At 57.5% G+C, this 12,366-nt stretch carries 11 protein-coding genes; 6 read left to right on the plus strand and 5 right to left on the minus strand.

Going from position 1 to position 12,366, the window contains the following annotated elements; genetic code table 11:
- Positions 1-247: 247 nt before the first annotated feature.
- The 3 genes from nagE to glnS all read left to right on the plus strand — a co-directional run bounded on the left by nagE (position 248) and on the right by glnS (position 6,528).
- The gene (gene nagE, locus G5533_RS06725; protein ID WP_076492426.1) at positions 248-1,726 is read left to right on the plus strand and encodes an N-acetylglucosamine-specific PTS transporter subunit IIBC; all 1,479 of its coding nucleotides are present in this window, start codon (positions 248-250) and stop codon (positions 1,724-1,726) included.
- Positions 1,727-1,847: 121 nt separating this feature from the next.
- The gene (locus G5533_RS06730) at positions 1,848-4,511 is read left to right on the plus strand and encodes a beta-N-acetylhexosaminidase (protein WP_441254629.1); all 2,664 of its coding nucleotides are present in this window, start codon (positions 1,848-1,850) and stop codon (positions 4,509-4,511) included.
- A gap of 355 nt (positions 4,512-4,866) precedes the next feature.
- Positions 4,867-6,528 carry a glutamine--tRNA ligase gene (gene glnS, locus G5533_RS06735; protein WP_005334302.1) on the plus strand — a complete coding sequence of 554 codons (1,662 nt, stop codon included), beginning with the start codon at positions 4,867-4,869 and terminating at the stop codon, positions 6,526-6,528.
- A gap of 116 nt (positions 6,529-6,644) precedes the next feature.
- Here the strand turns inward: glnS and fur are convergent, their stop codons facing one another.
- Positions 6,645-7,073: a ferric iron uptake transcriptional regulator gene (fur, locus tag G5533_RS06740; RefSeq protein ID WP_005334301.1), complete on the minus strand. Its 429-nt coding sequence runs from the start codon at positions 7,071-7,073 to the stop codon at positions 6,645-6,647.
- Between the two features lie 241 nt (positions 7,074-7,314).
- On the opposite strand from fur, the gene G5533_RS06745 reads away from it, so the two are divergent.
- Positions 7,315-7,788, plus strand: a complete 474-nt coding sequence (locus G5533_RS06745; protein ID WP_005334300.1) for a DUF4442 domain-containing protein — start codon at positions 7,315-7,317, stop codon at positions 7,786-7,788.
- Between the two features lie 90 nt (positions 7,789-7,878).
- Here G5533_RS06745 and fldA read toward each other — a convergent pair whose 3' ends face one another.
- The 4 genes from fldA to G5533_RS06765 are packed head-to-tail and all read right to left on the minus strand — an operon-like array spanning position 7,879 to position 9,819.
- Positions 7,879-8,403, minus strand: a complete 525-nt coding sequence (fldA, locus tag G5533_RS06750) for a flavodoxin FldA (protein ID WP_005334298.1) — start codon at positions 8,401-8,403, stop codon at positions 7,879-7,881.
- A 39-nt stretch (positions 8,404-8,442) separates the two neighbouring features.
- Positions 8,443-8,739, minus strand: coding sequence for a LexA regulated protein (gene ybfE, locus G5533_RS06755; protein ID WP_005334297.1), 297 nt, complete (start codon positions 8,737-8,739; stop codon positions 8,443-8,445).
- A 20-nt stretch (positions 8,740-8,759) separates the two neighbouring features.
- Positions 8,760-8,981, minus strand: coding sequence for a DUF2788 domain-containing protein (locus tag G5533_RS06760; protein WP_005334296.1), 222 nt, complete (start codon positions 8,979-8,981; stop codon positions 8,760-8,762).
- Positions 8,982-9,036: 55 nt separating this feature from the next.
- A complete protein-coding gene (locus G5533_RS06765) occupies positions 9,037-9,819 on the minus strand; it encodes an alpha/beta fold hydrolase (RefSeq protein WP_441254630.1) in 783 nt (260 codons plus the stop codon).
- A gap of 274 nt (positions 9,820-10,093) precedes the next feature.
- Here G5533_RS06765 and seqA point away from each other — a divergent pair, with 274 nt between their 5' ends.
- Both seqA and pgm read left to right on the plus strand, forming a co-directional pair.
- Positions 10,094-10,603: a replication initiation negative regulator SeqA gene (gene seqA, locus G5533_RS06770; protein WP_441254631.1), complete on the plus strand. Its 510-nt coding sequence runs from the start codon at positions 10,094-10,096 to the stop codon at positions 10,601-10,603.
- Positions 10,604-10,661: 58 nt separating this feature from the next.
- Positions 10,662-12,311 carry a phosphoglucomutase (alpha-D-glucose-1,6-bisphosphate-dependent) gene (pgm, locus tag G5533_RS06775; protein ID WP_216954158.1) on the plus strand — a complete coding sequence of 550 codons (1,650 nt, stop codon included), beginning with the start codon at positions 10,662-10,664 and terminating at the stop codon, positions 12,309-12,311.
- Positions 12,312-12,366: the final 55 nt, after the last annotated feature.

The following is a 12,366-nucleotide window of genomic DNA, read 5'->3' on the forward strand; positions in this document are numbered from 1 at the left end:
ACCGGTTTGGCGGTGGCAATTGGCTAAGACGGATTCAAGTTGTTTTATAGCGTAAATAAAGATTGCGAACTAAGCCACATCTATCCACCACCTTTATCTTGTTTGGGTGATAACGATCACGATTATCGGTTTATTAATTTGCGCAGCGAAATAAAAGCCCTAGACTGCCAATCAAGCCTTGTTGGCTTATGCGTCAAACGTGATAAGCACTTAATTTCTAGAAAAACATTAACTAAGGAGAGGAACCGTGAACATTCTCGGTTATTTGCAAAAGATCGGCCGTGCCCTGATGGTGCCGGTAGCGGTATTGCCTGCCGCCGCGATCCTGATGGGGGTTGGCTACTGGATTGACCCGAATGGTTGGGGTGGTGACAGTGCGCTGGCTGCCTTCCTGATTAAAGCGGGCGCAGCCATTATCGATAACATGTCCGTACTGTTCGCAGTCGGTGTCGCCTACGGTATGTCCAAGGATAAAGACGGTTCTGCTGCTCTGGCAGGTCTGGTCGGCTTCCTGGTCGTTACCACCCTGCTGAGCCCGGGTGCCGTGGCCCAGATCAAGAGCATCCCGGTGGAGCAGGTTCCTGCCGCGTTTGCCAAGATCAGCAACCAGTTCGTGGGTATCCTGTGTGGTGTTATCGCCGCTGAGCTGTACAACCGCTTCAGCAGCGTCGAGCTGCACAAGGCACTCTCCTTCTTCTCCGGTCGTCGTCTGGTACCGATCGTAACCTCCGTGGTGATGATCGTCGTATCATTCATCCTGATGGCCGTATGGCCGGCAATCTACGGTGGTCTGGTCTCCTTCGGTGAGTCCATCGTGAGCCTGGGCTCTACCGGTGCCGGTATCTACGCCTTCTTCAACCGTCTGCTGATCCCGATCGGTCTGCACCACGCCCTGAACTCCGTGTTCTGGTTCAACGTGGCCGGAATCAACGACATCCCGAACTTCCTGGGTGGTCAGGCTACCATCGATGCCGCTCTGGCCGCTGGCAAGAGCCTGGATCAGGTGAAAGGCGTGGTCGGTATGTACCAGGCTGGCTTCTTCCCCATCATGATGTTCGGTCTGCCGGGTGCCGCTCTGGCCATCTACCACTCCGCCAAGAAAGAGAACAAAGAGAAAGTTGCTTCCATCATGATCGCAGCTGCCTTTGCCTCCTTCTTCACCGGTGTTACCGAGCCGCTCGAGTTCTCCTTCATGTTCGTGGCGCCGGTACTGTATGTCATCCACGCCGTACTGACCGGTATCTCCGTGTTCATCGCTGCCTCCATGCAGTGGATGGCCGGTTTCGGTTTCAGTGCCGGTCTGGTGGATATGGTGCTCTCCAGCCGTAACCCGCTGGCGACCAACTGGTACATGCTGATCCCTCAGGGTCTGGTCTTCTTCGGCCTCTACTACACAGTGTTCCGCGTAGTGATTGCCAAGCTGAACCTGAAAACCCCGGGTCGTGAAGATGACGAAGAGACTGCTCCGGCTGCCGCTCAATCTACCAACCGTACCGAGCTGGCCAAGCAATACCTGGAAGTGCTGGGTGGTCAAGAGAACCTGGTCTCCATCGATGCCTGCATCACCCGTCTGCGTCTGACTCTGAAAGACCGCAGCATCGTCGATGAGCGCAAGCTGAAAGCCCTGGGGGCAGCCGGTGTGGTCAAACTCGGTGAGCAGAACCTGCAGGTGATTCTGGGCCCATTGGCTGAAATCATCGCCGGTGAGATGAAAGCCCTGCGTTAATCGAGCGACTCGCTCACCTCAAGTCTAAGTCCATTGTTGACATAACTAAGGGCCCCGCTCAGGGGCCCCATATAAAAAAGCCAAGAAAATCCAACCTTTACTTCAAATGAGAGCAGCAGTTATGAACTTGAAACATTCTCTGTTAGCCATTGCCATGTCTACCGTTTTTGTCAGCCAGGTCCAGGCAGCCGATGCCGCCAAGCAGGCTGTGGTCGACTCCCTCGCCAACAACCTGGTGGTCAAGTATGAAGTGGTCACCAACGACGGTGCCGGTGCCGGCCTCGATTGCCAGGCGCTCGGTTCCGAGTGGGCGAGCTGTGGCGTTGCCAAGCTGCACCTGACCAATACCGGTGCGGACGTGACCTCCAAAGACTGGAGCATCTACGTCTCCTCCATCCGTCGTATCCAGCGTGTGGATAACGACCAGTTCACCATCACTCACCTGACCGGCGATCTCTATCGTTTGACGCCAACCGAGAAGTTCCAGGGCTTTGCCAAGGATGCCACGGTCGAAGTGCCGCTGGTGGTGGAATACTGGGTACTGTTCGAATCTGACATCATGCCGAACTGGTATGTCGCCAGCGAAGGTGCCGAGCCGAAAGTACTGGCCAGCATGAGCAACATCAATGATGCCAGCACCTACGAGAAGCCGATGCCGGCTGATGGCTGGAAGCGTACCAAGGATGACAAGAACATCCTGATGAACAGCGAGACCCGTTTCGCGGCCAACCAGACCAGCACCCTGCTGCCGGCTGGCAAGATTGACAACCAGATCCTGCCGACCCCGATGAAGCAGGTAGTCAAAGCGGGTCCGCAGGTTGACTTCTCCACCATCAAACTCAATGCCCTGGACTTGCCGAGCGATCGCGCCGAGGCCCTGAAGGCTCAACTGACCAAGCTGGGTGTTACCCTCTCCGACACCGGCTACCCGGTGACCATCAAGCTCGGCAGCAAGCTCAAGGAGGCTGAAGGCTATGACATGACCATCGGTCAGAAGGGCACAGTGATCCAGGGTCGCGACATCGACGGGGCATTCTGGGGTGCACAATCCCTGATCTCCCTGCTGGGTGTTGATGACAAGCTGGTGAGCCCGATGACCGTCGAGGATGCGCCGCGCTTTGAATACCGTGGCATGCAGACCGACGTGGCCCGCCACTTCCGCAGTCTGGATACCATGAAGAAGCTGGTTGACCAGATGTCTGCCATGAAGCTCAACGTGCTGCACCTTGGCCTGACCAACGATGAAGGCTGGCGTCTGGAGATCCCGGGTCTGCCGGAGCTGACCCAGGTCGGTAGCCAGCGTTGCCACGACGAGTCCGAAACCAAGTGCCTGATGCCGCAACTGGGTTCCGGCCCGACCAGCGACAACCAGGGTTCCGGTTTCTACAGCAAGTCTGACTACGTGGATCTGGTGCGTTATGCCAAGGCCCGCGGAGTGACCGTGATCCCCGAGATCAACATGCCGGCCCACGCTCGTGCTGCCGTGGTCTCCATGGAAGCGCGTTACAAGCGTCTGATGGCGGAAGGCAAAGAAGCGGAAGCTAACCAGTTCCGTCTGACTGACCCGGCTGACACCTCCAACGTCACCTCCGTCCAGTTCTACGACAAGATGTCCTTCATCAACCCTTGCCAGCCGGGTGCTGCCACCTTCGTGGCCAAGGTAATGGATGAAGTTGCCCAGATGCACCAGGCCGCCGGTCAGCCGCTGACCGCATGGCACTACGGTGGTGATGAGGCGAAGAACATCATGCAGGGCGGTGGCTATCAGGATCCGGCCGTCACCAAGAAAGAAGAGCTGGTCGCCTGGAAAGGCAACGTCGACTCCAGCAAGCAGGACAAGCCGTTTGGCAAGTCCCCGATGTGCCAGAAGATGATCGACGAAGGCAAGATCAAGGAAGTGGGCGAGCTGCCGGTTTACTTCGCCAAGGAAGTGGGCCAGATGGTCAAAGACCGCGGTTTCTCTACCCTGCAGGCGTGGGAAGACGGTCTGAAGTATGCCAGCGGTGCCAAGGACTTCGCCACCGACAACACCCGTGTCAACTTCTGGGAAACCCTCTACTGGGGTGGCTTCAACGAAGCGATGAAGTGGGCCCACAAGGGTTACCAAGTGGTGCTGTCCAACCCGGATTACCTCTACTTCGACTTCCCGAACGAAGTACACCCGGCTGAGCGTGGCTACTACTGGGCAACTCGTTTCAACGACACTCGCAAGGTGTTTGCCTTCGCCCCGGAAAACCTGCCGCAGAACGCCGAGACCTCGGTTGACCGCGACGGCAACGCCTTCGTGGCCAAAGGTGACCAGGATCCGGTCAAGTTCAAGGGGATCTCCGGTCAGCAGTGGAGTGAAACCGTGCGTACCGATGCTCAGTACGAGTACATGGTCTACCCGCGTATCTTCTCCGTGGCCGAGCGTGCCTGGCACAAAGGTGGCTTCGAGCTGAACTATGTGAAGGGTCGCGAGTTCTCCGGCGAGACCAAGTTCGTCAACAAGGCCACCCTCAACAAAGAGTGGAACCAGTTTGCCAACGTACTGGGTCAGCGCGTGCTGCCGAAACTGGATCAGGCCGGTGTTGAATACCGCCTCTCCGTACCGGGTGCCAAGGTAGTGAACGGTGTGCTGGAAGCGAACGTGGATCTGCCGGGTCTGCCCATCCAGTACAGCCTGGACGGTACCAACTGGAGTGCCTATGACGCCGCGGCCAAGCCGAGCGTGAATGGCAAGGTCTACCTGCGTACCACCAGCTTCGATGGCAAGCGCACCAGCCGCGTCACCGAACTGAACTGATAGCAGTCAACCGTTAACATGAGGTGGGTCGCAAGACCCGCCTTTCCCAAGGGCGATGGCGCATCGGGTTTGGGAAAGGTTGACTGTGCGTGTGAGCCTTTGTTGTGTGTAATTGTCTGTTTTGTGTTTTTCATCACTTTCAGCCCCGCCCAGTGCGGGGCTTTTTTATGCATTTTGTGTGCAATGTGCCAAGCCACGCCGTTTTTAGCGGTGCAATGGCCGGGAAATGGCCCGGAAGTGCCAAATTCAGGTTGAGACAGCGCCCGTAATAAGGGATCATACCCGGCTTGACGGCGGGGGGATGAGGGTGCCAGCCGGCACAACTTCCGCCAGTGACGCTTTTTTGAGGTGAGCCATGAGTCAGGCGAACAGCCCAACTAACTTTATTCGTCAGATCATTGATGAAGATCTGGCCAGCGGTAAGCACAGCAGCGTGCATACCCGTTTTCCGCCCGAGCCGAACGGTTATCTCCATATCGGCCACGCCAAGTCCATCTGCCTGAACTTCGGCATCGCCCGCGACTATCAGGGCCAGTGCAACCTGCGTTTCGATGACACCAACCCGGTGAAGGAAGATATCGAGTACGTAGAGTCCATCAAGCAGGACGTACAGTGGCTCGGCTTCCAGTGGAATGGCGAGATCTGCTACTCCTCCGACTATTTCGACAAGCTGCACGGCTACGCCATCGAGCTGATTGAAAAGGGTCTGGCCTATGTGGACGAGCTGACGCCCGAGCAGATGCGCGAGTACCGTGGCACCCTGACTGAAGCCGGCAAGAACAGCCCGTTCCGCGATCGCAGCGTGGAAGAGAACCTGGCGCTGTTTGCCAAGATGAAGAACGGCGAGTTCGCCGAAGGCACCGCCTGCCTGCGCGCCAAGATCGACATGGCATCCCCCTTCATGGTGATGCGTGATCCGGTTATCTACCGCATCAAGTTTGCCCACCACCACCAGACCGGTGACAAGTGGTGCATCTACCCGATGTATGACTTCACCCACTGCATCTCGGACGCGCTGGAAGGGATCACCCACTCCATCTGTACCCTGGAGTTCCAGGACAACCGTCGTCTGTATGACTGGGTGCTGGACAACATCACCATCGATTGCCACCCCCGTCAGTACGAGTTCTCTCGTCTGAACCTCGAATACACCGTCATGTCCAAGCGCAAGCTGAACCTGCTGGTGACCGAGAAGCACGTCGATGGTTGGGATGACCCGCGCATGCTGACCGTCTCCGGTCTGCGTCGTCGTGGTTACACCCCGGCCTCCATCCGCGAGTTCTGCAAGCGCATCGGTGTGACCAAGCAGGACAACATCGTCGAGATGAGCATGTTGGAAGCCTGCATCCGCGAAGACCTCAACGAGCATGCACCGCGCGCCATGGCCGTGCTGCATCCGGTGAAAGTGGTCATCGAGAACCTGGCTGCCGACGAAGTGCTGACTGCCCCGGCCCACCCGAGCAATGCCGAGATGGGTACCCGCGAGTTGAACTTCACCCGCGAGATCTTCATCGATGAAGCGGACTTCAAAGAAGAGGCGAACAAGCAGTTCAAGCGTCTGGTGCTGGGCAAGGAAGTGCGTCTGCGCAATGCCTATGTGATCAAGGCCGAGCGCATCGAGAAAGATGCCGATGGCAAGGTCACCTGCATCTACTGCTCCTACGACCCCGAGACCCTGGGCAAGGATCCGGCCGATGGCCGCAAGGTGAAAGGGGTGATCCACTGGGTCAGCGCCACTCACTCCCTGCCAGCCGAAGTGCGTCTCTACGATCGTCTGTTCAAGGTGCCGAACCCGGGCGCCGAGGATGACTTCGAAGCAGCGCTGAACCCGGAATCTCTGGTGATCATCGAGGGGGCCCGTGTTGAGGCATCCCTGAAGAACGCCAAGCCGGAGCAGGCTTACCAGTTCGAGCGTGAAGGTTACTTCTGCGCCGACAACAAGCTCTCCAGCCCGGAGCATCTGGTGTTTAACCGCACCGTTGCCCTGCGCGACTCCTGGGGCAAGGTAGAAGGCTAAGCCGATGGGGCAGGGGAGACCCTGCCCTGTGTGCTGCCAGCGGCCTGCGCCGGACAATAAAAAAGCCAGCTAATGCTGGCTTTTTTATTGTCCGTTATCTGCAAGTCACGTGCGACTTATTCGTCGTGCTTGCACTCACCGGTAGCACAATGACCGTAGAGGTAGAGGCTGTGGTTGGTGAGACGGATATTGAATTTCTTGGCGATCTCGCGCTGACGCTGTTCGATCACTTCGTCGGAGAACTCGATCACCTTGCCGCAGTCGAGGCAAACCAGGTGGTCGTGATGCTCCTGAGTGGCCAGTTCGAATACCGACTTGCCACCTTCGAAGTGGTGACGGGTAACGATACCGGCATCATCAAACTGGTTGAGAACGCGATAGACGGTAGCGAGACCAATCTCTTCACCCAGGTCGATCAGTCGTTTATAGAGATCTTCGGCGCTGGTGTGCTGGCAGTCCGGCTGTTGCAGGATTTCCAGGATTTTGACCCGGGGCAAGGTGATCTTGAGCCCGGCCTTTTTTAACGCTTGGTTGTTGTCTGCCATATTCTACTTATTCGCATTCTCGAAGGTGGGGTTATTCTGATGGACTGCCGCAGGAATGGCAACCTTGAACTCGCTTGGCCTGTCATTATAGGTCGTAGCCTCCCTAAAAATAAACCCAGCAATTCAAGGGGTTTAGCCATAAATGGCCGGCTGGATTGAAATAATCAATCGTGTCGTCCGACTTGCTGGCATGGCAGATGTTGATAAGATGTAACTTTCATATTCTGGTCGGATGAGATCCATGGATTGGCTTTTTGACAATGCGGCCTGGGTGCGCCGCGCACTCAACGCCTGGCCCCCTTTCTGGGGCGCCGGTATCAAGATAGAGACCCTGAGCGATGACTTTCGCTACTGCCGGGTGACCCTCAAATCCCGCTGGTGGAACAAGAACGCCAACCGCACCCAGTTTGGCGGCAGCATGTTTGCCATGACGGACCCCATCTATCCGCTGATGCTGATGGGCTACTTCAAGAATCGCTACTACGTCTGGGACAAGGCGGGCAGCATCAACTACATCAAGCCGGGCAAGGGCAAGCTGGTGGCCGAGTTCAACCTGACCGAGGGCAAGCTGGCCGAAATCGTGGCGGCGACCGAAGGTGGCAACAAGCACTTCCCCGAATTCGAGGTGACGGTACAGGACAAGAGCGGCGAGCTGGTGGCGCAGGTCAAGCGCACCCTCTATGTGCGGGCCAAACCGGAGCACAGAGGTGAATAACAGGGAAGAATAAAGGCAGGCATCGCAACAAGCAGATACAACAAGGGCCCCGTCGGGGCCCTTGTTGTCAGAGGTATGAGGGGAGGCGGATTACTCCAGCTCGCCCAGGCACATCTCTTCGTGCAGCTGCTTGCACCAGCCCTTGACGCGCTCGGCGGTCAGCTCCGGCTGGCGATCTTCATCGATACCCAGACCGACAAAGTGCTTGTCATCGACCAGTGCCTTGGAGGCTTCGAACTCGTAGCCAGCAGTCGGCCAGTGACCGATGATGATGGCGCCTTTGGCTTCGACGATGTCGCGCAGGGTGCCCATGGCGTCGAGGAAGTACTCGGAATAGTCTTCCTGATCACCGCAACCGAAGATGGCGACCAGCTTGTTGGTGAAGTCGATTTCGCCCAGATCGGGGAAGAAGTCGTCCCAGTCGGCCTGGGCTTCGCCGTAGTACCAAGTCGGGATGCCGAACATCAGCAGATCAAAGCTCTCGATGTCGGCCTTGCTGCTCTTGGCGATGTCACGGACTTCAATCAGGTTTTTGCCCAGCTCTTTCTGGATCATCTTGGCGACAGCTTCGGTGTTACCGGTATCGCTGCCAAAAAACAGACCTACACTTGCCATAGTGTTTAGTTACCCGTATTTGGTGTTAATGCTCAACGCTCAGACTGCAATGTCCACCGCAAAGGCGGACTCAATCTGTTGTTTCAGGATAGATTGGATCAGCTCGGCTCGGCTGATGTTCTGTTGTAACGCAAGTTGGTTCAGGCGCTCCAGCAACTCGGCCTCCACCTTTAACTCTACCCGCTTCAGCCCATTTTCCCGATCGCGCTTAAGCTGGTTACGCTTGTTGATCTTGAGCTGGGTCTCGCGGGGGAGTGGATTGGTCTTTGGCCTGCCGGGGCGCTTCTCATTTGCGAACAGATCCAGTGTTGTTCGATCAGTTTGCTGTTTGGCCATACATCACAGATGAAAATAAGTTAGCCGAGTCCTGAGCCTTCCCAGCCCAGTTCGATCAGCCCCTTGGCGACAAAACCCGCACAACCCAGAAACAGTACCAACCAGACGATAAAACGACCGAAACGGGGCACGTTGCCGCGCTTGAGCACGTCCTGAATGGCCAGGCCAATCAATATGAAAATGGCCACAAAGAATAACTTGAGGCCCAAACTTTCGATCAGGTCGATATGTTCACTTAGCATGGATTGCGCACACTCCTTATGACCGGCGCACTATATCACAAAGGATTTGAAACTGTTAACCGCCTGTCGACAGGAAATCCACAACCAATTTGTTGAACAGAGCCGGTTTTTCCGCATGCAGCCAGTGGCCGGTACCCGCGATGACACGCACCTTTGCCGCCGGGAATTGGGCCAGTGCCGTCTCGCTGTATTGGGGCTGCATATAGTCAGAATCCCCCCCTTTGATAAAGAGCACCTGCCCCTCGAAGCGATGCTCATCCTCTGGCCAGCCCATGATGTTGGCGTAGTTTTGCTCAAGGGCGGGCACATTGAAGCGCCAACCCCAGCCATGCTCGCCTCTGGCGAACGATTTGAGCAGGAACTGGCGCACCCCGGCGAGCTCAATATGCTGCGCCAGCATGGCTTCCGCTTCACTGCGGCTTTGCGGCGGCGTATGCAGGGTGGCGTTGAGTCCGGCGAACACATTCTGGTGGCGGGAATGGGGATAGGCGACTGGCGCCATGTCGGCCACTACCAGCTTGGTCACCCGCTCAGGCGCCAGCTTGGCGACCTGCATCGCCACCTTGCCTCCCATCGAGTGGCCAATCAGGGTCGCTTCGGCAATATTCAGCCGATCCATCAGGGTCAGGATATCGGCTGCCTGGGCCGGATAGCTCATCTCGCTGCTATGAAAGGAGGCGCCGTGGTTGCGCAGATCGACGCTGACCACCCGATAGTGTTCGCCGAGGGCACGGGCCAGCAGGCCGAGGTTGTCGAGGCTGCCAAACAGGCCGTGGATCAGAATGACCGCCGGGCCCTGACCCTGTTCCTTGAAGTTCAATATGCTGTTTTGTTGCAAAATGACACCTTGTCGGTCGTGGGTGCGTATCGCTGTTTTATTTAACGCACTGGAAAGAAAAGGATTTCGTCCAATGGATTGGGATTTTATGTGGTTTTTTTTCTAAAAAATCCTGTCCGGATCGGCTATCAGTGCGGCTGATCACACACTTGGCCCGCTATTATGCCGTATTCTCGATGAGATTCATGTACATCTGCCAGCCCCTTGCTTGGGCTGTCGGGTTTGCCTATGTATAATCGCCGCATCCGAATTTCGACGAGTCCAGCGCATCCCTATGAAAACCATCGAGCTTGATGACGATCTCTACTTCTATATCGCCAGCCAGACCCGGCACATTGGTGAGAGTGCCTCCGATATTCTGCGCCGTCTGCTGGAACAGCCTGCTAACCAAGGTGTGCCGGTTGCCGAGCCCGTTGCCGTCGCGCAGCCCAGTACGGTAGCCACCCAACAAGGGCTGCAAGCCCTGCTCGATTCCGGTGAGCTGCAAAAAGAAGAGAAGTCCATCAACCGCTTTATGCTGGTGCTCAGTACCCTCTACCGGGATAACCCGGAAGGCTTTACCCAGGCCACCGAAATCAAGGGGCGCAAGCGCGTCTATTTCTCGCAGGATCCCGAGGCTCTGCGTGCCAGCGGTAGCACCACCAAGCCCAAGCCGGTACCGGAGACCCCGTTCTGGGTGATCACCAACACCAACACCAGCCGCAAGCAGAACATGGTGGCCCAGCTGATGGCCAGCATGGGCTATGGCGACGAGGTGGTCGCGCAGGTGTGTGGCGCAATTTAACGATTCTTCAAGACTCAGGCCTTGCCCGGCAAGGCCGCCATTACGCAAGGAAAACGCCATGGCTCAGCATTCCCACGCCGGTCAACCGGCCCGTTTAAGCGATCTGACCAACATTCCCCGTCTGGTCAGCGCCTACTACCTTAACAAGCCGGACATGAGCCGCCCCGAGCAGCGAGTTGCCTTCGGTACTTCCGGCCACCGTGGCAGCGCCCTGCACAGTGCCTTTACCGAATCCCATATTCTGGCGGTGACCCAGGCCCTGGTAGAGTATCGCCAGCAGGCCGGTATCACTGGCCCGCTGTTTGTCGGCATGGATACTCACGCCCTGTCCGAATCCGCCTTTGCCAGCGCCGTCGAAGTGCTGGCCGCCAACGGCGTTGAAACCCGCATTCAGGCTGGCCTCGGCTTTACCCCGACCCCGGTCATCTCCCACGCCATCCTGCGCCACAATGCAGGTAAACCGGCTGCCCGTGCTGACGGCGTGGTGATCACTCCGTCCCACAACCCGCCGGAAGATGGTGGCTTCAAGTACAACCCGCCTCACGGTGGCCCCGCCGAAGGGGAGATCACCAAGTGGGTCGAGGACCGTGCCAACGCGATCCTGGAAGCGGGTCTGGCCGGCGTGAAGCGCATGCCGTTCGCCGAGGCGCTCAAGAGCCCGTTCGTGGTCGAACACGACTATGTCACCCCCTATGTGGATGATCTGAAGAACGTGCTGGACATGGATGCCATCAAGAATGCAGGCATCAAGATCGGTGTCGATCCGCTGGGTGGCTCCGGCGTCGCCTACTGGGACGTCATCGCCAAGACCTACGGTCTGAACATCGAGGTGGTGAACTACAAGGTCGACCCGACCTTCTCCTTCATGACCCTGGATAAAGACGGCAAGATCCGGATGGATTGCTCCAGCCCGTTCGCCATGGCCAGCCTGATCGCCCTCAAGGACAAGTTCGACATCGCCCTTGGCAACGACCCTGACTACGACCGTCACGGCATCGTCACCAAATCCGGCCTGATGAACCCGAACCACTATCTGGCTGTGGCGATCCAGTATCTGTTTACCCATCGCACCGGCTGGTCTGCCGATGCTGCCGTCGGCAAGACGCTGGTCTCCTCTTCGATGATTGACCGGGTTGCCGGCGAGATTGGCCGCACCCTGAAAGAGGTGCCGGTCGGCTTCAAGTGGTTCGTGGATGGCCTCTACAGCGGTGAGTTCGGCTTTGGTGGCGAGGAGAGCGCGGGCGCCTCCTTCCTGCGCAAAGATGGCACCGTCTGGACCACCGACAAGGATGGTTTCATTCTGGCGCTGCTGGCTGCGGAAATTCTGGCGGTGACCGGCAAGGATCCGCAGGCCCACTACGACGCACTGGAAGCCAAGTTTGGCCGCTCCAGCTATCGCCGTATCGACGCCCCGGCCAACAGCGCCCAGAAAGCGGTGCTCTCCAAGCTGGATCCGGCACTGGTAGAAGCCTCCACCCTGGCGGGTGAGCCCATCATCGCCAAGCTGACCAAGGCGCCGGGCAACGATGCCGCCATCGGCGGTCTCAAGGTAGTGACCGAGAACGGCTGGTTCGCGGCGCGCCCCTCCGGCACCGAGTCCATCTACAAGATCTACATGGAGAGCTTCAAGGGCGACACGCACCTCGACCTCATCCAGCAGGAAGCCCAGCAGATCGTCTCCGCGGCACTGGCTAAGGCAGGTGTCTAAGCAGCGCATCACGTCAGCGCCCGGGTCCTCGGGCTAAAGACAAGGTGAAGAGAGG

It is taken from the genome of Aeromonas sp. A600620 (assembly GCF_029479985.1).
Lineage (GTDB): Bacteria > Pseudomonadota > Gammaproteobacteria > Enterobacterales > Aeromonadaceae > Aeromonas > Aeromonas veronii_A.

Excerpts from the sequence above, each read along its gene's own strand:
- G5533_RS06730 (WP_441254629.1), top strand. The coding sequence starts at position 1,848 with ATGAACTTGAAACATTCTCTGTTAGCCATTGCCATGTCTACCGTTTTT.
- glnS (WP_005334302.1), top strand. The coding sequence starts at position 4,867 with ATGAGTCAGGCGAACAGCCCAACTAACTTTATTCGTCAGATCATTGAT.
- fur (WP_005334301.1), bottom strand. The coding sequence starts at position 7,073 with ATGGCAGACAACAACCAAGCGTTAAAAAAGGCCGGGCTCAAGATCACC.
- G5533_RS06745 (WP_005334300.1), top strand. The coding sequence starts at position 7,315 with ATGGATTGGCTTTTTGACAATGCGGCCTGGGTGCGCCGCGCACTCAAC.
- fldA (WP_005334298.1), bottom strand. The coding sequence starts at position 8,403 with ATGGCAAGTGTAGGTCTGTTTTTTGGCAGCGATACCGGTAACACCGAA.
- ybfE (WP_005334297.1), bottom strand. The coding sequence starts at position 8,739 with ATGGCCAAACAGCAAACTGATCGAACAACACTGGATCTGTTCGCAAAT.
- G5533_RS06760 (WP_005334296.1), bottom strand. The coding sequence starts at position 8,981 with ATGCTAAGTGAACATATCGACCTGATCGAAAGTTTGGGCCTCAAGTTA.
- seqA (WP_441254631.1), top strand. The coding sequence starts at position 10,094 with ATGAAAACCATCGAGCTTGATGACGATCTCTACTTCTATATCGCCAGC.
- pgm (WP_216954158.1), top strand. The coding sequence starts at position 10,662 with ATGGCTCAGCATTCCCACGCCGGTCAACCGGCCCGTTTAAGCGATCTG.